Below are 19,349 nucleotides of genomic sequence, written 5' to 3'. Positions count from 1 at the left end.
TTAATTTGTCATTCTATTTTGTTCAACATGCGCAAACCGTTAAGGATGACGAGGATGGTGCTTCCTTCATGCCCGATCACACCAAGAGGGAGATCGACTACTTGCATGAAGTTGGATATGATCAGAATGGCAATGACAGCGATGGAGAAGAAAACGTTTTGCTTAACGATCCGTTGCATTTTTCTTGAGAGTTTGATTGCATAGGAAAGGCGATTCAAATCGTTTTGCATTAGCACTACGTCCGCGGTCTCTAAAGCGACATCTGTGCCTTCGCCCATTGCAATACCGGATGTGGCAGTAGCGAGTGCAGGAGCATCATTGATACCGTCGCCAACCATTCCAACCGTTTCATAATTCTTCAGCAATTTCTTCAGATGAACGACTTTCTCTTCAGGCAAACATTCAGCAACGTATGAATCCACTCCGACTTCTTCAGCGATCGCATGCGCCGTTTTTTCGTTGTCTCCCGTAAGCATCACGGTACGGATTCCAAGGGCTTTCAGTTCTTTGATGGAAGTCACAGCCTCTTTTCTCAACGTATCCTTCAGTGCAGCCAATGCTACAATACCGTGTTCATCTCTCATGAAAATAACAGTTTTTCCTTCATTGGCGAGTGTTTCGGCAATTCCATCCTCAAATGATTCCACTAAATCTATACCAACAAATCTTGGATTGCCGATTCGGATCATACCATTATCTGTTTCAGCTTTAATCCCGTAACCAGGCACGTCTTCAATATGGAGATTCCGTTCAGGTATGACCTCTTGCTCGTTGGCATACTGAATGATTGCCTTGGCTAACGGGTGGTTGGACAATGATTCAACACCTGCAAATAAAGCGAGCGCTTCTTTTGGATTGGTATCTTTTCGGACGATAAAATCCATTACAACCGGCTTGCCAGTGGTCAATGTACCGGTTTTATCAAAAGCAAAAGCTTTCAAAGAGCTTAAGTGCTCTAAGTGAAGCCCACCTTTAAATAAAACGCCTCTTTTAGCACCATTTGAGACCGCAGCCAAGGTTGCAGGCATAATGGCTGCCATCAACGCACAGGGGGAAGCGACTACCAATAGTACGATGGCACGGTAAAAGGTAGTCGTCCAATCCCAATTGAGTAAAAAATGCGGAAGAAACATCATAATCACGACTGCCGCCAAGACAATTTTTACATAAGTACCCTCGAATCGTTCAATAAATTGTTGAGAAGGGGATTTCTCACTTTGTGCGTTCTGAACCATAGCAATAATTTTTTGGAATAAGGTTTCAGAGCTGGGCTTTGTCATGGTCATTCGAATTGCCCCGCTAATATTCACTGTTCCCGCAAACAATTCATCATTTTCTTGCTTCGTCACAGGGATGGACTCTCCATTAATTGCAGACATATCTACGGAAGTAATGCCGCTGAGTACTTGACCATCCACTGGAATGCGTTCGCCTGGCTTGACGAGCAGGACTGCGCCGAGGGATAAAGATGCAGTAGGTACTTTTTGTTCACTGCCATCCTCTGTGATGAGCCACGCTTCCTCAGGTTGCATTTCCATTAGAGAAGAAATTTCCTTATGGCTTTTATTTAAAGTATACGTTTCAAGTGCACCGCTGATTGCAAAAATGAAAATCAGTATGGCGCCTTCCGCCCAGTAGCCGATAATGCCAGAGCCGATTGCTGCAAAAACCATCAGCATCTCGACATTCAGCTCTTTATTTTTTATCGTTTCTTCAATACCTTCCTTGGCTTTTGCATATCCTCCAATCAAAAATGCCAGGATATACAGCGTGATAGAGAAAGCTTCTGTGCCATTTTTACTCAAGAGCCATGCTGCCAAGATAAAAAGTCCGGATAATATGGCAGCGATCAATTCAAATCTCGCGGTCCAATCTACTTTTTCAACGAATTGTTCTTTTGCTGATGTTGTCATTTGAATACCTCCTAATTGATAATGAATTTCAATTTCAAATGTCTAATTAAAGCAGTAAAGTCGACTCTACCGTAGTAGAATCGACTTTTAAATCACAAACTAGAATGATTCTGAAATTATAATAGTTATTAACTATAGTATAGCACCTGCTCTGAAAAAATGTTACTAAAATGATCAATCTTTTTGTAAACTCAAAAAAGCAGCGAATGAAATCATTCGCTGCTGGTTGATTAGTTAAACACTTTCTCTTTAAATTTTGAGAGCTTTTCTAATGAAGATTTGTCAATATCGGCATGTAGACTATTTCCGTGGGAGTCCATTGTTACGACTGCGGTGAAGTCTTCAACACGCAGGTGCCAGAGTGCTTCTGGTATTCCGAACTCAAGCAAATCAACGCCTTCTACTTCCTTAATGCAGTCTGCGTAATATTGGGCTGCTCCGCCAATTCCGTTCAAGTACACGCCGCCGTGTTCCTGGAGCGCCGCCAAAGTTTTAGGCCCCATGCCGCCTTTTCCGATGACTGCCCGAATACCGAATTTTTTCATGATATCTCCTTGATACGGCTCTTCACGAATTGAAGTCGTAGGACCTGCTGCCTTAATTTCATATTTGCCTTCTTCATTCTTCAGAACGACCGGACCGCAGTGGTAAATGACTTGGCCATTCAAATCAACTGGTGCATCATTGTCCATTAAATGCTTATGAATAGCATCACGGCCCGTATACATGCGACCGGAGATTTTCACGACGTCGCCAACACGCAAGTCTCTAATTTCTTCTTCTGTAATAGGTGCTTGCAATTTCACTACACGTGCTGTGGACTTTGTTTCTTCAGCAGGTTGTTCAAATGCAATTTTTTCGCCTTCATTGTAATGCCAGTCTGTAATTTCTCCAGTCTCCGCATTGATGTCTACTGCCATGCGGCGATAAGCCCAGCAATTATATGCTACTGAAACATAGAAGCTCGCAGGAATCCGGTGCATAACACCAATTTTACAGCCAAGCAGCGTTGCTTCACCGCCGAAGCCCATTGTACCAATTCCTAGATGATTTGCTTTTTCCAGTACATAGTCTTCCAACTGTGCAAGTTCAGGAATTGGATTGACGTCGGTTACATCCCGGAAGAGTTGCTCTTTTGCCAAATCGTATCCGGATGAACGGTCGCCGCCGATACCTACACCGATGAATCCTGCTGAACACCCTTGTCCTTGTGCTTGATAAACGGAATGTAAGATACATTTACGAATACCATCTAAATCACGTCCAGCGCGTCCAAGCCCTTCTAATTCAGTTGGCAAGCTGTATTGGATATTCTTGTTTTCGCAGCCGCCGCCTTTTAGGATCAATTTCACTTCGATATGGTCTTGTTCCCATTGTTCAAACTTCACAACAGGCAAGCCGATCCCTAAGTTGTTTCCACTGTTATCGCCAGTCAAAGAATCAACTGCGTTCGGACGAAGTTTTCCATGTTCAGTAGCGAGTTCGATAGCGCGGTTAATTGCAGCTTTGATCTCCAATTGGTTAACACCGACGGGAGTTTTGATCTTGAATGTTGGCAGACCGGTATCTTGGCAAATAGGTGAAAGTTTTTCATCTGCCATATTAATGTTCTTAGCGATAGTATCGAGACTCATAGCGGAGCTCGTACCTTTGTTTTCTTTTTCTTTTGCGGAAAGAATCGCACGGCGAACATCCTTTGGTAAGTTCGTAGATGTTTCGCAAATTAGATCATACATACTTTTCTCGATTGATTCTATGTACATCTCAAAATCCCCCGTTATTTATGTTATTTTTTATAACTATCCATTTGTTCTTCCAGCTCATCAAGTAACATGATCAGCCGATCGATCTCTTGGAGACCCGTCTTTTCTGGTTCGATCGCTTCTAATGTTTCAAGGAATTGATTGAACCGATTTTTCAGTTCTACAACTTGGTCTTTGTTTTGTGATGTGTCCATATGTCCACCTCTTTCCATCATTGATATCGTATATGAAAACGCCATCTTTTTCAATCTGATTTTTCTCATTCAATTACATGCATAGCGCACATCCATCATGCAGATTTTTAGTATTTCTTAAGAAAGATTTATTAAATTCGAATAAAATAGTTTACAAGTGTCTGAATAGGTGGTATAGTCAGAATAATCAAATGAAAAGGAGGTCGTAGTTATAGAAGCGAATCGAATCCTAGGTACGTAATAACGAAGGAGGGGATCCGTAACAGTCCAATAAAAGTAAATACATTGGATAACTACGAATGTAAAATGCAAATTGAAGAAGGACCGAATAGGTAGGGACCTTGTCTGTTGGTGAAGTTAAACAGACAAGGTCTCTTTTTATTGGGTCACAGAATTTTCCTTTTCATACTCTTCGACCAGTTGGTCAAGAGAGTGGAACTTATAGCCTTGTTTCTTTGCATCGCGAATGAAATCAGGCAAGGCTTGGGCATTATCTGGAGAGACAGTATGCATGAGGATGACTGCGCCAGGGTGTAACTGCTTCATTAATTCATTATATGCATAATCTTTTCCTTTTGGTTGATCCTTATGCCAATCAATGAATGCGACGGACCAGAAAATATGCCGGTATCCAAGGTCATTACCCTTCTGCAGTAATTTCGCATTAAAGACACCTTCTGGCGGTCGTGTATAAATGGTGCGCTTTTGTCCTGTAGTCTCGTATAGGATCTCATCAAGCTTACTCCATTCTTCTTCCATTTGCTGTTCGGATAAGTTGGCCATATTCGGGTGATCATAGGAATGATTGCCGATTCCATGTCCGTCCTTAACCATTCGTTTCACTAAATCACTTGCGCTTTTTACATAATGGCCGGTCAAGAAAAATGTAGCGGGGGCTTTTTCCTTCTTCAAAGTGTCCAAAATGCTCTCTGTGTAGCCGTTTTCGTACCCATTGTCGAATGTTAGATACACAACTTTCTTATCGCCTTTCCCTTTATAGAGTGCTCCATAATCATCGAGCAATTTATCCAATTCCGCTCCAGCCGAAGGAGGCACTCCATCTGTGGCTTTCTTGAATCCCCAATGGAATTCTTCTGCCTTTACAGCAAAAGGGTTGACTAAAATACCGACAACCAATAAGCATGAAGCCAATAAAATACCTGAAACGTGGCGAGCCATACAACATCACTCCTTTTAATAGAGCATGTGCGGTTTGGCTTTAAATATGTACTATGCAAAATTCGGAAAATGTTTGTCAGGGTATTGTCAACATCCCAACAAACATTTCATTTCACAACAGATCTTCTAAAGCAGGCTTTAAAGATGGATATTGAAAAGTAAATCCATTTTTAAGGAGCTTATCTGGCAAAACATGCTGGCCTTGTAAGATGATCATGCTTTTCTCACCCAAAGTTAACTCCATAACGAAACTTGGGACGGGAAACCAATGTGGTCGATGGAGCACTTTTGCTACTGTTTTTCCGAAAGCATTCATATGCATCGGGCTCGGTGCTACAACATTGACAGGACCTTCAATCGCATTATTTTCCAATGAATAGATGATGGCGTTCGCAACGTCTTCAACATGTACCCAAGAAAACCATTGATTGCCTGAGCCGATTTTGCCGCCGGAGTATAATAGATAAGGCAACTTCATGAGAGGCAATGCGCCTCCATCTTTGCCAAGGACAATACCAAATCGAGTGAACACTGTTCGAACACCTAAATCGTTTGCATGGCTGGCAAGGCGCTCCCAATCATAAACTGTTTTAGCGAGAAAATTATCGCCGACCACTATGGATGATTCTGTGTACTCTTCAGTGAGCGATGGAGGATAGATTCCAATTGCGCTTCCATTTACTAATACACTTGGCTTTTCAGGCAGTGACCGCAGAATACGCAGCACCTCTTGAGTAGCTGTGATTCGGCTATCGTGGATTTGTTTTTTGCGCTCTGTTGTCCACCGGCCATCATTAATTGAAACACCTGCCAGATTCACAACAGCGTCGACTTGACCAAGCTCATTTTCAGGTGAAGCGTTGTCTGTTAGCCACTGAACGTACTGGACACCATTCTGTTCGAAAGACGGTTTGCGTGTCAATATGATCACATCATGACCACTTTCTCGAAGCTTTGCAGTCAATATGCTGCCGATAAATCCAGTTCCTCCTGTAATAACGACTCTCATACTAATTCCCCTCCAAACTCTGCAAAATTAATACACTATTGCTGACCATCACTGAAAGAAGCGGTATACTAATACTAAGTAGGTGATGAAGAAATGCCGCTAATTACCAAAATATCACAACAAAAACGAGATAGCGAACGTTATAATATTTTTATTGATGAACAGTATGCTTTCAGCGTCCATGAATCTGTACTGGTGAAATTTGAACTCACGAAGGGAATGACGCTGGACGATTGGGAGACGGACGAAATTGTCTATGCGGACCAAATTGAAAAAGCATTTAACCGTGCATTGCATTTTTTGTCTTTCCGTATGCGCAGTGAAATGGAAGTGAAAAAGAAGCTTCTTGAGAAAGATTATGGAGAAGCGATCGTCCTTGAGGCGATCGTGAAATTGAAACGACTTGGATTCCTAAATGATGAAGCATTCTCTGAAGCGCTTGTCCGGACGGAAAAGAACAGCTCTTTAAAAGGTCCGAGAGCGATTCAGCAATCCCTTTATAAGAAAGGTATACCCAAGGAACTTCAAACTCAAGCATTGGAGGAGTACACGATGGAAGACCAAATGGACAATGCACTGAAGCTCGCTGAAAAGACGATACGCTCCAACAGCCAGCAACCGCCGGCACAAGTAAAACAGAAAATCCAAAATACATTAGCAAGAAAAGGATTTTCATTTGAACAAATTAAACAAGTGCTTAATAGCGTGACCATCGAACGGGATGAAGATGAATGGACTGAAATCACTCAGAATTTTGGTGAAAAGGCGTGGAGACGCTATCAGAGTAAGTATTCCGGCGCTGATTTGAGACAGAGAGTGAAGCAATCGATGTATCAAAAGGGCATTCCACTTGCGCAGATTGATCTTTTTATTGAACAGAAAAGGAATGAAGAAGATGGAGACTGAAAAACATTACAGCGAAATGAATGAAAATGAACTGCGGAGTGAAGTCGCTTCCCTTATGGAAAAAGCACGAAAAGCGGAACAGATGGGCATGATCAGCGAGTATGCTGTACACCAGCGCAAAGCCGTCATGGTGCAATCCTATTTGGTTGATCCGGAAAGTATCAAGCCAGGTGAAATGTATCGTATTGAAGGAGACGACGGTATGTTCTTTCAAGTAGATTACTTGAAAGGGTTATTTGCATGGGGCCATCGTTTAGGTGGAGAGAAAGCAATAGAAGCATTGCCGATCGCCATGTTGAAAGACGTGAAAAGCGGGAAGTAAACAAAAAGAACGCTCATGCATAATGCATGGACGTTCTTTAATTGTTAGGAGCAAATTTTAATTTCTTGCGAAGTTTGTCTTCAGAGAAGATCCATCCGGTATAGGAATTCACTACCTCCAAATCTTGATTGACATGAGCTACTGCGACAAATGGATAATATCCTTTACTTCGGTACCGCAAATCGATGAGACGGACTTCATAAAGATCGCCAACATGTGAAACCGACCAGCGATACAGAGGAGAAAAGGACACAAAGGCCTTTAAATTCGGATCTTCTAGAGCTGCCGAGACTTGTGGAGAAGCTGGCATTGGTTCGCGTTTAAAACGGTCGTATAATGTAATCGACCGTCCGTATGCGCGTCCGACATAATGATCGACTTCAGTGGTCGCTGCCACACGCCATTGAAAAAATTTCATAGTCGGGGCGATGAAAATCTCAGTAGCACCGGGCACTGTCTTTTTGACAGATCTTTTTACTGCGCTTTTGACGGCGAACCGCAGTAAATAATAGAAAAATATCACGATATATAAAGTGGACATTGTGGCTAAAGGATCTGTACCGAGAAACCATGCGAGAATCGCGATGACGTGCAGGCCGAAAAAAATTGGATCAAATGTATTGATGACCCCGATCGCTACCCATTTTTGTGAAAAGGGCCGCAGTGCTTGTGTGCCGTATGAATTAAAAATATCTACAAAGACATGGATAAACACAGCTAGAAAAGTCCATGCCCATACATGCAAAAACTCCGCTCCAGGAACAATGAGTGTCAAAAGGATCGAGATCAAGAGCGGCCATAACATGACGGCTGGAACGGAATGTGTAATTCCACGGTGATTGCGCAAATAAACGGCATTGTTTCGAAGCTTTAACACAGTATCAATATCCGGAATCAGCGAACCGACCATAATACCGGCAAATACCGCTCCCATAGTGGAAGGGTCATTCGCTACGGCAGTATCGGCCAGTGCTAGACCGCTAATCGCAACTCCCATGGCTATATGTGTACCTGTATCCAAATCATCACTCCTTTTTATCTTTATTCAGCAGAAGGCTCACACCTCTATAGGTGCTGAGATGAATTCGAATTTACTTCCTGTTCAGCGGGCATTCAAACGCCAGCTGAACAAGAGAAGTACGCAGGCTAAGATCGCCACATCCTGTGACAACGCCTGCATGATCAACATCCTGTTGACCTAAGCCTCCGGCGGATGTCACAGATTTTGAGAGGAGTTTTAAAAGATGGAGTTAGCCAAAACTCGCCGCGTCCTGCGGCAAAGGCTAACTGATCTGCGTCACGCAGACCTAAGCACAATTCAAAATCTGGACGCAATTACGCCGAGGCATAATTGATAGAGGAAAGAGTCGTAAAATGTCTAAGTCTGTATTAATTATATACCCTATTTCACGAGAACTAAAAGTATTTGAATAAAGAAGCGAGGGCATTATGCAAATAATTGAACAAAAAAAGGCTTTCCAACAGGCTTTATTGTCTTGGTATGAAGCTGAAAAAAGAGATTTACCTTGGAGAAGAACGAATAATCCATATTATATTTGGATTTCAGAAGTAATGCTGCAACAGACGCGAGTAGATACAGTCATTCCGTATTATGAACGATTTATCGAAAAATTTCCGACGATGCAAGATTTGTCAGAAGCGAAAGAAGAAGAAATCCTGAAAATGTGGGAAGGTCTCGGTTATTATTCACGTGTCCGCAATCTTCAATCAGGTGTAAGAGAAGTTGTGGAAACCTACGGTGGGGAAGTGCCGAATACTAGAGAGAAAATTTCGGCGCTCAAAGGAGTCGGCCCATATACAGCGGGGGCGATCCTTAGTATAGCTTATGGTGTACCGGAGCATGCAGTTGATGGAAATGTCATGAGAGTCTTATCTCGCATATTGCTGATCGAAGAGGATATTGCTTTACCCCGAAATCGAAAAATATTCGAACAGGCGGTTATGGAATTGATTTCCGAAGAAGATGCCTCTTCATTCAATCAGGCCTTGATGGAATTGGGTGCGGTCATCTGTACACCGAATCCACGTTGCTTATTATGTCCGGTTCGTGATTTTTGTATCGCATTTGAGGAAGGTAAACAACAGCAATTGCCGATAAAATTGAAAAAGCAAAAGAAAAAGTATGTCTCACTTGCTGCATTCGCAATTCAAAATGAAGAAGGAAAATGGTTATTGCAAAAGAGACCAGGCACAGGTTTACTTGCAGGACTTTGGGAGTTTCCGATGGTAGAACTTCAAGAGTTGGATGCAGTGGAGACGTTTGAAAAAGACACCGGGCTCAAGTTGAAAAAAGTAACAGAGCTCACGCGATTCTCCCATCTGTTCTCGCACATCACATGGGACATTCATGCGTATCGTGCTCAATTGGAGGATGTTACTTCTAAAGAGCCGCTGAACTTTTATACAAAAGAACAAATTGAAGCCTTGCCGAAATCAAAGCCTGTGATGAAAATTATAGAAAGTATTGATTGGTAAAAACTTCTTTGCCGGTTCTGAATAAATATGAGGACGCTGGACATCATAAGGGGCACGGAGGTGAATAAATCCATGCCTAAGCAACCAAATCGTAATGCTCAATCTGCATCACAAACAGATGCGAATCAAGTGCGTAAGCAGAATGCACAGTCTGCTAATCAGCAAACGATGAACGAAGAGTACGCATCAGAAACTGATGTGAACCAAGTCCGTCAGCAAAATGCACAGTCTGCTGCGAACATGCAATCAGCATCTTCCAACATGCAATCATCTATGAATGAAGAATTTGCATCTGAGACTGATGTGAACGAGGTAAAAGAGCAAAACCGTCAAGCAGAAGCAAACAAGCAACAAGCTTCGGGTGCACGTGCGAACCAATTTAAAGGTTCCAAGTAAGTATGGACACCACCTACCGGTAGAAATGGCTATTATATGCCATTTCTACCGGTTTTTTTATGGACAAAACGAAGCAAGCACCCCGCAAAATTCAGGCAATTACAAAATAGATGGTTGAAACGTTTTAATTTTGGGAAGTCAGTTGGTATAATGAACAGATAGCAAGAGCGGTGGCATGAGGCTCAAAGGTGGTAGAGAAAATTGGCAATTCCAAAAGAAGGAGAAACGATACAGATCCACAGTTACAAACATAATGGCAAGATCCATCGTGTCTGGCAAGAAACGCTCGTATTAAAAGGAACCCGAAATATTGTCATTGGAGGAAATGAACGTACGCTCGTGACTGAATCAGACGGCCGAACATGGCTGACACGCGAGCCGTCCATCTGCTACTTTCATGCGGAAAATTGGTTCAATATCATTTGCATGTTGCGTGAAGACGGCGTCTATTATTACGTTAATATGAGTTCACCGTTTGTCTTTGACGAAAAGTCATTGAAGTATATTGATTACGACCTAGACGTGAAAGTTTTTCCGGATATGAGTTATTTGATTTTAGATGAGGATGAATATGCCGAACATAAACGTCAAATGAAATATCCAGAAGTGATCGATCAAATCCTGCAAGATAATTTAACCCAATTGCTGGGTTGGATCAAGCAAAGAAAAGGACCGTTTGCTCCTGACTTTATTAATGTATGGACCTCCAGGTTTGAGTTCTATAAGCAACTTCAGGATGAAAAACGTTGAACCTGCCTGCACTCGTGTGGGTCGGTTTTTTTTAACTGATTAGGAGAGGAACAGAATGGGTGAAAGTATTAAACGTTATCTACAATTCGTAAAACCTTATAATTGGCAGATCCTCTTTACCGTTCTTATCGGGATCATTAAGTTTGCCATTCCATTATTTTTACCGTTGCTGATCAAAATTGTCATTGACGACATCATAGGGGCACCGGCTATGTCCGACGCCGAGAAAACGAAGTATTTGTTTTATTGGCTAGGCGGCACGATTATTTTATTCTTTCTGATTCGACCTCCTGTTGAATATTATCGCCAATATTATGCGCAGTATGTCAGCAATAAGATTTTGTTTGATATACGGCGATCACTATATAGTCATTTGCAGAAGCTAGGTTTACGTTTTTATTCGAATACGCGTGCAGGTGAAGTGATTTCCAGGGTCATCAATGACGTGGAACAAACGAAAAACTTTGTGATGATCGGCTTAATGAACGTCTGGTTGGATTTGGCGACAATTATTATTGCGATTGCCATCATGCTGACTCTGGACGTGCAGTTAACTCTGGTCACATTGCTTGCTTTTCCTTTTTATGCGTTTAGCGTCAAGCATTTCTTCGGGAAGTTGCGTGAATTGACAAGAAAAAGGTCACAAGCTTTGGCGGATGTACAAAGTTATCTGCATGAACGGATAGCTGGAGTCAGCATTATTAAAAGTTTTGCCATCGAAGACAAAGAGCAAGAACGTTTTGATGAAGTGAACAATGCCTTTTTAGATCGTGCAATCGAACATACAAGATGGAATGCGAAGGCATTTGCCGTGGTCAATACAATCACTGACGTCGCACCGTTACTCGTTATCGGTTTTGCGGGGTATCAAGTGATCAACGGCTCGCTGTCAGTCGGTACGATGGTCGCATTTATTGCGTTCATCGAGCGTCTGTATTCTCCTTTGAGACGGTTGGTTAACTCTTCGACATCGCTGACTCAGTCATTTGCTTCGATGGATCGGGTGCTTGATTTGATGAATGAGAAGTATGATGTGGTGGATAAAGAAGATGCAAAGGTACTGCCGCCAATTAACGGAGAAATTCAATTCGAGAATGTCAGTTTTGCTTATGAGGAAGAAGAGGTGTTGAAAAACATCAGCTTGACGATCCGTCCGGGTGAGACCGCTGCGTTAGTTGGTATGAGTGGCGGAGGGAAGTCAACGATCATCAGTTTGATTCCTCGCTTCTATGATGTCAATTCGGGAGCGATCCGTGTCGATGGATATGATATCAGGGATGTCAAAGTCAAATCCCTGCGTGATCAAATTGGTATGGTGCTCCAAGACTCCATTTTGTTCAGCGATTCGGTTAAAAGCAATATTCTGATGGGCAAGCCCGATGCGACGGACGAAGAAGTTGTGGCTGCGGCTAAAGCTGCGAACGCACATGACTTCATTGAGACGTTGCCTGAAGGGTATGATACACGAGTCGGGGAACGTGGTGTAAAATTATCTGGCGGTCAAAAGCAACGAATCTCGATCGCGCGTGTATTTTTGAAAAACCCGGCGCTGCTTATTTTGGATGAAGCAACATCTGCGCTCGACTTGGAAAGTGAAGCCTTGATTCAAGACTCGCTCGAACGACTGGCGCATGAACGGACTACTCTGATTGTAGCGCATCGTTTGTCGACTATTACACACGCGGACTGTATCTATGTAATTGATCATGGAGAATTAAAAGAATCAGGAACTCACCAAGAATTGATGAGACGCGAAGGCGTATATGCCGGGCTCTACAATCGACAGGAATTGGGAGGGTAATTAAAAAGCTGCGATGGACTAAGAAACAGTCTATCGCAGTTTTTATCTTTAATTAATAAAATTCATCTTCTAAAGCAGCATTATCTTCATCTTCAAATCTTGATTGATAAGAAGTGATCAACATATCCAAATGCTCCAGCTGTTCTTCATAGTTCAACATGGAAGAGAGAATATGGAGTAAATGGTAGGCAGAGAATTCCTCGTCTTCTTTGGTGATGGCAATTTCCTTCGCGAAAATATCCATTACCTCTTGTCGCTGAATGAATTCATTATGCACTCCATCCTCATCGCGTTCTGCCTTTAACCTCCCGATGAATTTCAAGTGAAGCTGCTCATGGTAGACGAGCAATGCTTCGAGTCGTTCTTGCACCATCATACGGAAGTGATCAGGAAGATTGATAAGTTCGTTTTCGAATTTATGCAATCTCTTAAGCACATCGTAACTGCTGCGAGTTGTTGCAACCATCTGCCGATAGACAACAAGTTTTCGGGCTTTGGAAGCAGTGGTTTTTTTAATGTAGCTGCGTTCTTCCTTGAATAGCAAGTAGAGCTGGTCGATTTGAACGAGTCGTTCTTTCAGTTTGCCCAAAGACTTTTTTGTGGCAGAATGCTCAGAAGCCTGACGACCTGCGAGACGGGTCCAACGAATGATTTCATCCTGAGCTTGATGGATTGCCTGAAACAGTTTCGTTTCATACTTCGGTGGCATAAAGACCATGTTCACGATGAAAGCTGCGAGTACACCGACGAGAATAGTGGATACCCGGAGTAAGGCGAAGGTTAGGAAGTTATCGTCTTTTACCTCCATAACGGCAATCATTGTGACGAGCGCAAGAGAAATAGATTTCTCGAGACCTAGCTTCAACATGATGATCATAACAATCACTGCAGCTAATCCTACAACGACTAGTTGCGGACCAAAAATAAGTGTGAACGACACTGCCACAGCGGCGCCGATCAGATTCCCTTGCAATTGTTCAATGATCGTTAAATACGATCTATAAATAGATGGCTGGATTGCGAAAATCGCTGCTATCCCTGCAAATACCGCAGTTGGTAACTCAAGTAATTGAGCGAGAAATAGGGCAAATACAATCGCAATACCCGTTTTAAAGACGCGGGCACCAAGTTTCATTGGGTAATTCCTTTCCTGAATAAGCTCTTTTTTGCTACTTTACAATATAGCCGAGAAACGGTCAATCCATTGATTCGGCTAATGTTTTAAATGAACGATCTACCGCTTTTAAAGTTTCCTTTACATCATTTTCTGTATGGGCAGTAGTCAAGAACCAAGCTTCATACTTAGAAGGCGCAAGATTCACACCGTTTTTCAGCATTTCTTTGAAGAAACGCCCGAAAATTTCTCCGTCTGTCGCTTCGGCTTGCTCATAATTTTCCACAGTGACATCGGTAAAGAACAATGTGAGTGCTCCACCTAATCGGTTGATGGTCATCTGGATGCCGTGCTTGTTCGCTAATTCCAAAATCCCGACTTCTAATAAACCGCCGAGGCGATCCATTTCGTCATAGACACCCGGTTCTTGCAAGACTTCGAGGCAAGCGATACCAGAAAGCATGGATGCCGGGTTTCCTGCCATAGTACCTGCTTGATAGGCGGGACCGAGCGGAGCAACTTGTTCCATGATTTCTTTTTTACCGCCATAAGCACCAATCGGAAGTCCGCCGCCGATAATCTTGCCAAAAGCCGTTAAGTCCGGCTGGAGACCGAGCAGTGTTTGTGCAGCTCCATAATGGAAACGGAATGCTGTGATGACTTCATCATACACCGTAAGTACTCCTTTATCGGCAGCAAGTTCATGAACGAGTTCCAAGAAACCTTCATTCGGTTCGACAATACCGAAGTTTCCTACAATCGGTTCAATTAAAATACAAGCTAACTCGTCTCCCCATTTATCCATCGCTTCTTTGTAGCTCTTTGGATCATTAAATGGAATTGTAATAACTTCTTTTGCAATGGAAGATGGAACACCTGCGGAATCAGGGGTGCCAAGTGTTGCGGGTCCGGAGCCTGCTGCGACAAGGACAAGGTCAGAATGTCCATGATAACAACCTGCGAACTTCATGATCTTCGTACGTCCAGTATATGCTCGTGCGACACGGATTGTTGTCATGACGGCTTCCGTGCCAGAGTTGACGAAGCGGACTTTATCCATTCCGGGAATGGCATCCTTCAGCATTTTGGCAAATTTCACTTCATGGCGGGTAGGCGTTCCATATAAGACGCCTGTTTCCGCTGCTTTCGTAATGGCTTTTGTAATATGAGGGTGTGCGTGCCCTGTAATGATTGGTCCGTATGCGCCTAGATAATCAATATATCGATTACCGTCCACGTCATAAAAATAAGCGCCTTCCGCACGTTCCATGACAGTGGGAGCCCCGCCGCCAACCGCTTTATACCCGCGGGACGGACTGTTTACTCCACCTACAATATGTTCACATGCTTCTGCGTAGATTGCTTCTGAATTTTTTCGGTTCATCAGTGAATTCCTCCAAATCAATTATACGTTACCCATTTTAGCATTAATCACCAGTAAGTCTCCACCTTCAGCGTCGCGTTGCAGTAAATTGAAAAGCCCGTTCATTTCGGCTACGATAAGTATGGGTAATTTCAGAATAATGAACGTTTTCATCACACAGAGGAGGTTTTTTTGAATGGACAAGTTAGAAGGACTGCAGGCACCTGTATTCTCGTTGCCAAACGAAAATGGAGATATCGTTTCATTGGAACAATTTAAAGGGGAAAAGTATGTGGTGCTGTATTTTTATCCGAAAGATGCAACACCTGGCTGTACGACAGAGGCTTGTGATTTTCGCGATGCGGTCAATGAATTTGAAGAATTAAATGCAGTAATTTTAGGTGTAAGTCCCGATCATGAGGCTTCTCACCAAAAATTCATTGAAAAGCATGGGTTGCCTTTCTCTCTTCTGGTAGACGAGGATCATGCGGTTGCCGAGCAGTACGGTGTATGGAAGCTGAAAAAGAATTTCGGTAAAGAGTATATGGGGATTGAGCGATCTACATTCCTAATCGACCCGACAGGTACAGTAGTAAGAGAATGGCGGAAAGTGCGAGTGAAAGGGCATGTGGAAGATGCACTGGCTACACTTCAACAATTGACAAAATAGGGGGTTCGATTATGAAGGTATTATTCACGTTTAAGGTGAAAACGGCATTTAAAGAACAACTAAGCAAGGAATATCCGAATGTCGAATTCATCTATACAGCTTCTATTGAAGATGTTTCGTTAGAAGGCGTCGAAGTGATTGCGACTGAAGGAGTCGATCTTACGGAAGAGATTATCGAGCGTGCTTCTGCGTTGAGATGGGTCATGGTGGCGGCAGTTGGGGTGGACGAACTCCCATTGAATGCATTGCAGAAGAAAGGCATTATCGTCACGAATTCGCATGGTGTCCATAAGATGCCGCTGGCTGAATCAGTGCTGGCACATTTATTGTCGCTCGAAAGAGGTTTGCCCGGAATTTATGCAAGACAGACCGAAATGCGCTGGGAGTTGGATAAAATACCTGGTGAAGTGAATAGCTCGACAGCTTTGATCGTGGGGACTGGAGCAATCGGCGGGGAAATCGGCAGGTTGTTGCAGGCATTTCATGTACACACAATCGGTTGCAATCGGTCAGGACACGACAGCCCGTCGATGAATGAAACCATTTCATTTTCTGAAATCATGATGAAGTTGCCGGAAGCGGACTATGTCATTTCAATTTTGCCAAGTACACCGGCAACAAGGTGGATTTATCAGGCTGAGCACTTTCAAGCGATGAAAAATTCCGCAATTTTCATGAACGTGGGAAGAGGAGACGCTGTCAAAGAACAGATTGTCGTCGATGCATTGGAAAATCAAGAAATCCGTCATGCGGTTTTAGATGTATTTGAAACAGAGCCTTTATCTGTGGACAGTCCGCTATGGAAACTGCCCAATTGCACGGTTTCACCGCATATGTCCAGCATATCCGATCAATACATCATACGTTCACTCGGCATCATGGAGACGAACTTGGATAAATGGTTGACGGGTGATAAAGAACTCATAAATCAGGTAGATCTGAAAAAAGGGTATTGATACTTTCGAGAAATAGTGAAAAAATATGGTCTGAAATCAAGGTTCTCAGCAGAAAAGTTGACAGTATGCCCCTTCATTGAGTAAACTAATTATAATGATTATAAAGAAGTAATCTTTATGAAGTGAGGTGCATTACGATGCCGGGAGTTTTCTTGAAAGATGCGCTTGTGACGTTGAAAGAAAGTGGTGTAAGAATTACTCCGCAGCGACATGCAATTCTGGAGTATTTAATCACTTCTCATACACACCCGACCGCTGATGAGATTTATAAAGCCCTTGAATCAGACTTTCCAAATATGAGCGTAGCAACAGTCTATAATAACTTACGTGTATTCCAAAATGCCGGCCTTGTGAAAGAGTTGACATACGGAGATGCATCGAGTCGTTTTGATTTTGTGACCCACGACCATTATCATATTATTTGCGACGAGTGTGGAAAAATAGTGGATTTCCATCATCCAGGGCTTGAAGAAGTGGAGCGCCTAGCTGCCCACGTAACAGGTTTCAAAGTGAATTCACATCGTTTAGAAGTGTATGGCACTTGTCCTGACTGCGGGGAAGCTCAAAACGAAGCAAAATAAAAAGAGTGTAACCCAATTGGGCTACACTCTTTTTATTTTGATGACTCTTCGTGGGACATCTTAGATTTATTATACGCCACGTCAAACTCTTTACCTTCTAATTCAGGATCAAGTGTTAATGGTTCACGGCAATGTCCGCACATATCTACACGACCGAGCATTTTTGTGTGTTTCCCACAATTTGGACATTTTATTCTAACGGCTCGTGTCGACAACGTACCAATCCATGCATATACAACAGTACTTGCGATAATAGCGAGTACCCCGAGGAACATGAAGATTAGCATCACAATTTCATTGGAACGGAAAAAGATCCCGATATACATAATGACAACTCCAATAAAAATGAGCGACAAGGCGAATGAACGAATGCGATTTATTTTATTTTTATAAGGTTTCATCTCTAGTTTCCTCCTAACACTATCCTTCCCTAATATATCATACTCTTAAATAATTGCAGTACAATCTCACTTTAAATTAAAGGATTTTATGTGAAATTCGTCGAAGAAGAGTATTCGAGATGTTCGAGAAAGAACTGGGAGGCGGAAAAGTGGAACAGATATTACGGCCAGTTTACCAGGAGAGGGCAAGTCTGCCTGACACGTTAAGTGTGCTGCTTATTGAAAACCAAAGAGAAGACGATCCGATTACGGATACATTTGACACAATACTTTTCATTATTACTTCAAATAATGAAGTGCCTATACAAACAAAACATTATACAGACGGCAAACTTAAAGCGGCCATGCATATCATTAGTGAAAAACAATTAACACACTGGCTGTTGGTTGGAACGAATAAGAAAATCATTGATTGGCTCGTTCTAGGCAAAATCTATTTTGACCGAGATGAATATGCGGAACGTCTAAAACAGCAGTTATCCGCAGAGCCTTTATTCGGAAGAAATATTAAAATGGGTATGGAATTAGCTAAAATGATTCGCGCATATAATGAAGGGAAAATTCATTTTGAGAGAAAGCGGTATATGGATGCTTATCTGCGTGCTATAAATTCCTTACATCATCTTGCAAGATTGGTGGCGATAAAGGCCAACACGTTACCCGAAGAAACTGTATGGTCCCAAATGAAAAAAATAGACCCTGCCGTCTATAAGCTTTATGAAGAATTGATCGGCAGTGAAGAAGCTGTGGAGAAAAGACTGGATTTGGTTTTCCTAGCAAGCGAATTTTTCATTCATAATTACACGAATGAAGCGTCAGAGCATCTACTAGGTATATTAAACAAAAAAGAATCATGGAATATTCAAGAGTTGCACGAACGAGAAGAGTTGTCTTTGTATTCTTCGGACTTGGAGTTCTTTATAGAATACCTAGTGGATAAACAACTTATCGAAACCGTTAGTGTGCCATCCAAGAATGATTTGTTATTCCATAGAGAATACCGATTGGCACGGGCTTTGAAGACCATGTAGAGCGGTTTTTAATACGCTCTATAATTTTTTTGAAATAATTGTTGACTTATTATTTGAATGCATGGTATTATATTAAATGTCGTCAGGGACACAACGTCCTTACAACGCACACAACACTCTGAAAAAACTTTTTTTAAAAAAGACTTGACGAGTTAAATTAAGATGTGGTAGATTAGAGGAGTCGCTTTTATAGCAAGCGCACAACATGAACCTTGAAAACTGAACAGCAAAACGTTAACGAATTATACGTTTGTGCATCGGCTCTGCCGGTGACATAAACAAAATGAGTATCTTAAATGATGCCAGCAAGAAATCGAGCTAACTCGAATTTCTCTTTTATGGAGAGTTTGATCCTGGCTCAGGACGAACGCTGGCGGCGTGCCTAATACATGCAAGTCGAGCGAATCTTTGGGAGCTTGCTCCTAAAGATTAGCGGCGGACGGGTGAGTAACACGTGGGCAACCTACCTTACAGATGGGGATAACTCCGGGAAACCGGGGCTAA

Annotated in this window: 19 protein-coding genes and 1 rRNA gene; 11 read left to right on the top strand and 9 right to left on the bottom strand. The window is 42.5% G+C overall.

Annotation, left to right across the window (positions count from 1 at the left end; translation table 11 throughout):
- Positions 1 to 8: 8 nt before the first annotated feature.
- The 5 genes from B5D59_RS14135 to B5D59_RS14120 all read right to left on the bottom strand — a co-directional run bounded on the left by B5D59_RS14135 (position 9) and on the right by B5D59_RS14120 (position 6,058).
- Positions 9 to 1,913 (bottom strand): heavy metal translocating P-type ATPase, encoded by a 1,905-nt coding sequence (locus tag B5D59_RS14135; RefSeq protein WP_078818390.1) that lies wholly within the window; start codon positions 1,911 to 1,913, stop codon positions 9 to 11.
- A 230-nt stretch (positions 1,914 to 2,143) separates the two neighbouring features.
- Positions 2,144 to 3,676, bottom strand: a complete 1,533-nt coding sequence (locus B5D59_RS14130; RefSeq protein WP_078818389.1) for a fumarate hydratase — start codon at positions 3,674 to 3,676, stop codon at positions 2,144 to 2,146.
- 23 nt (positions 3,677 to 3,699) lie between these two features.
- Positions 3,700 to 3,870 (bottom strand): SE1561 family protein, encoded by a 171-nt coding sequence (locus B5D59_RS18275; protein WP_171805944.1) that lies wholly within the window; start codon positions 3,868 to 3,870, stop codon positions 3,700 to 3,702.
- Positions 3,871 to 4,248: 378 nt separating this feature from the next.
- Entirely contained in the window at positions 4,249 to 5,049 is an 801-nt protein-coding gene (pdaA, locus tag B5D59_RS14125; protein WP_009498463.1) for a delta-lactam-biosynthetic de-N-acetylase, read from the bottom strand.
- Between the two features lie 112 nt (positions 5,050 to 5,161).
- Positions 5,162 to 6,058: a TIGR01777 family oxidoreductase gene (locus tag B5D59_RS14120; protein WP_078818388.1), complete on the bottom strand. Its 897-nt coding sequence runs from the start codon at positions 6,056 to 6,058 to the stop codon at positions 5,162 to 5,164.
- A 93-nt stretch (positions 6,059 to 6,151) separates the two neighbouring features.
- On the opposite strand from B5D59_RS14120, the gene recX reads away from it, so the two are divergent.
- Positions 6,152 to 6,964, top strand: coding sequence for a recombination regulator RecX (recX, locus tag B5D59_RS14115; protein ID WP_078818387.1), 813 nt, complete (start codon positions 6,152 to 6,154; stop codon positions 6,962 to 6,964).
- On the top strand, positions 6,954 to 7,286 hold the full coding sequence (locus B5D59_RS14110; RefSeq protein WP_040759803.1) for a YfhH family protein: 333 nt from the start codon (positions 6,954 to 6,956) through the stop codon (positions 7,284 to 7,286). The genes recX and B5D59_RS14110 overlap by 11 nt, the downstream gene beginning before the upstream one ends.
- Positions 7,287 to 7,323: 37 nt before the next feature.
- Here B5D59_RS14110 and B5D59_RS14105 read toward each other — a convergent pair whose 3' ends face one another.
- Entirely contained in the window at positions 7,324 to 8,307 is a 984-nt protein-coding gene (locus B5D59_RS14105) for a metal-dependent hydrolase (protein WP_078818386.1), read from the bottom strand.
- Between the two features lie 428 nt (positions 8,308 to 8,735).
- Between B5D59_RS14105 and mutY the strand changes: the two genes are divergently transcribed.
- The 4 genes from mutY (at position 8,736) to B5D59_RS14085 (ending at position 12,729) form a co-directional block, all read left to right on the top strand.
- Positions 8,736 to 9,782: an A/G-specific adenine glycosylase gene (gene mutY / locus B5D59_RS14100; protein WP_078818385.1), complete on the top strand. Its 1,047-nt coding sequence runs from the start codon at positions 8,736 to 8,738 to the stop codon at positions 9,780 to 9,782.
- 72 nt (positions 9,783 to 9,854) lie between these two features.
- Positions 9,855 to 10,178 (top strand): gamma-type small acid-soluble spore protein, encoded by a 324-nt coding sequence (locus B5D59_RS14095; protein WP_040759802.1) that lies wholly within the window; start codon positions 9,855 to 9,857, stop codon positions 10,176 to 10,178.
- Between the two features lie 201 nt (positions 10,179 to 10,379).
- The gene (ntdP, locus tag B5D59_RS14090; RefSeq protein ID WP_009498455.1) at positions 10,380 to 10,928 is read left to right on the top strand and encodes a nucleoside tri-diphosphate phosphatase; all 549 of its coding nucleotides are present in this window, start codon (positions 10,380 to 10,382) and stop codon (positions 10,926 to 10,928) included.
- 55 nt (positions 10,929 to 10,983) lie between these two features.
- Entirely contained in the window at positions 10,984 to 12,729 is a 1,746-nt protein-coding gene (locus tag B5D59_RS14085; protein ID WP_078818384.1) for an ABC transporter ATP-binding protein, read from the top strand.
- A gap of 52 nt (positions 12,730 to 12,781) precedes the next feature.
- On the opposite strand, the gene B5D59_RS14080 is transcribed toward B5D59_RS14085, so the two are convergent.
- Positions 12,782 to 13,864, bottom strand: a complete 1,083-nt coding sequence (locus B5D59_RS14080; RefSeq protein ID WP_009498453.1) for an FUSC family protein — start codon at positions 13,862 to 13,864, stop codon at positions 12,782 to 12,784.
- Positions 13,865 to 13,925: 61 nt separating this feature from the next.
- Positions 13,926 to 15,227, bottom strand: coding sequence for a glutamate-1-semialdehyde 2,1-aminomutase (locus tag B5D59_RS14075; RefSeq protein WP_078818383.1), 1,302 nt, complete (start codon positions 15,225 to 15,227; stop codon positions 13,926 to 13,928).
- Positions 15,228 to 15,402: 175 nt separating this feature from the next.
- Between B5D59_RS14075 and bcp the strand changes: the two genes are divergently transcribed.
- From bcp to perR, 3 genes are all read left to right on the top strand, one after another.
- Entirely contained in the window at positions 15,403 to 15,876 is a 474-nt protein-coding gene (gene bcp, locus B5D59_RS14070; RefSeq protein ID WP_078818382.1) for a thioredoxin-dependent thiol peroxidase, read from the top strand.
- An 11-nt stretch (positions 15,877 to 15,887) separates the two neighbouring features.
- Positions 15,888 to 16,832, top strand: a complete 945-nt coding sequence (locus tag B5D59_RS14065) for a D-2-hydroxyacid dehydrogenase (protein WP_078818381.1) — start codon at positions 15,888 to 15,890, stop codon at positions 16,830 to 16,832.
- A gap of 137 nt (positions 16,833 to 16,969) precedes the next feature.
- A complete protein-coding gene (gene perR, locus B5D59_RS14060) occupies positions 16,970 to 17,413 on the top strand; it encodes a peroxide-responsive transcriptional repressor PerR (protein WP_078818380.1) in 444 nt (147 codons plus the stop codon).
- A 32-nt stretch (positions 17,414 to 17,445) separates the two neighbouring features.
- Here perR and B5D59_RS14055 read toward each other — a convergent pair whose 3' ends face one another.
- Positions 17,446 to 17,814, bottom strand: coding sequence for a YgzB family protein (locus B5D59_RS14055; protein ID WP_009498447.1), 369 nt, complete (start codon positions 17,812 to 17,814; stop codon positions 17,446 to 17,448).
- A gap of 149 nt (positions 17,815 to 17,963) precedes the next feature.
- On the opposite strand from B5D59_RS14055, the gene B5D59_RS14050 reads away from it, so the two are divergent.
- Together B5D59_RS14050 and B5D59_RS14045 are read left to right on the top strand one after the other, a co-directional pair.
- Positions 17,964 to 18,845 (top strand): nucleotidyltransferase-like protein, encoded by an 882-nt coding sequence (locus tag B5D59_RS14050; protein ID WP_009498446.1) that lies wholly within the window; start codon positions 17,964 to 17,966, stop codon positions 18,843 to 18,845.
- Positions 18,846 to 19,180: 335 nt separating this feature from the next.
- Positions 19,181 to 19,349, top strand: a 16S ribosomal RNA gene (locus B5D59_RS14045); the annotation flags it as partial.

It is taken from the genome of Sporosarcina newyorkensis (assembly GCF_900167515.1).
Lineage (GTDB): Bacteria > Bacillota > Bacilli > Bacillales_A > Planococcaceae > Sporosarcina > Sporosarcina newyorkensis.
Note: the sequence above shows the minus strand (reverse complement) of the source record. Positions and strands in the feature narration are given on the sequence as shown.

Excerpts from the sequence above, each read along its gene's own strand:
- B5D59_RS14055 (WP_009498447.1), bottom strand. The coding sequence starts at position 17,814 with ATGAAACCTTATAAAAATAAAATAAATCGCATTCGTTCATTCGCCTTG.
- B5D59_RS14075 (WP_078818383.1), bottom strand. The coding sequence starts at position 15,227 with ATGAACCGAAAAAATTCAGAAGCAATCTACGCAGAAGCATGTGAACAT.
- mutY (WP_078818385.1), top strand. The coding sequence starts at position 8,736 with ATGCAAATAATTGAACAAAAAAAGGCTTTCCAACAGGCTTTATTGTCT.
- B5D59_RS14110 (WP_040759803.1), top strand. The coding sequence starts at position 6,954 with ATGGAGACTGAAAAACATTACAGCGAAATGAATGAAAATGAACTGCGG.
- perR (WP_078818380.1), top strand. The coding sequence starts at position 16,970 with ATGCCGGGAGTTTTCTTGAAAGATGCGCTTGTGACGTTGAAAGAAAGT.
- B5D59_RS14065 (WP_078818381.1), top strand. The coding sequence starts at position 15,888 with ATGAAGGTATTATTCACGTTTAAGGTGAAAACGGCATTTAAAGAACAA.
- B5D59_RS14120 (WP_078818388.1), bottom strand. The coding sequence starts at position 6,058 with ATGAGAGTCGTTATTACAGGAGGAACTGGATTTATCGGCAGCATATTG.
- recX (WP_078818387.1), top strand. The coding sequence starts at position 6,152 with ATGCCGCTAATTACCAAAATATCACAACAAAAACGAGATAGCGAACGT.
- B5D59_RS14135 (WP_078818390.1), bottom strand. The coding sequence starts at position 1,913 with ATGACAACATCAGCAAAAGAACAATTCGTTGAAAAAGTAGATTGGACC.
- B5D59_RS14080 (WP_009498453.1), bottom strand. The coding sequence starts at position 13,864 with ATGAAACTTGGTGCCCGCGTCTTTAAAACGGGTATTGCGATTGTATTT.
- B5D59_RS14095 (WP_040759802.1), top strand. The coding sequence starts at position 9,855 with ATGCCTAAGCAACCAAATCGTAATGCTCAATCTGCATCACAAACAGAT.
- pdaA (WP_009498463.1), bottom strand. The coding sequence starts at position 5,049 with ATGGCTCGCCACGTTTCAGGTATTTTATTGGCTTCATGCTTATTGGTT.
- B5D59_RS14130 (WP_078818389.1), bottom strand. The coding sequence starts at position 3,676 with ATGTACATAGAATCAATCGAGAAAAGTATGTATGATCTAATTTGCGAA.
- bcp (WP_078818382.1), top strand. The coding sequence starts at position 15,403 with ATGGACAAGTTAGAAGGACTGCAGGCACCTGTATTCTCGTTGCCAAAC.
- B5D59_RS14085 (WP_078818384.1), top strand. The coding sequence starts at position 10,984 with ATGGGTGAAAGTATTAAACGTTATCTACAATTCGTAAAACCTTATAAT.
- B5D59_RS18275 (WP_171805944.1), bottom strand. The coding sequence starts at position 3,870 with ATGGACACATCACAAAACAAAGACCAAGTTGTAGAACTGAAAAATCGG.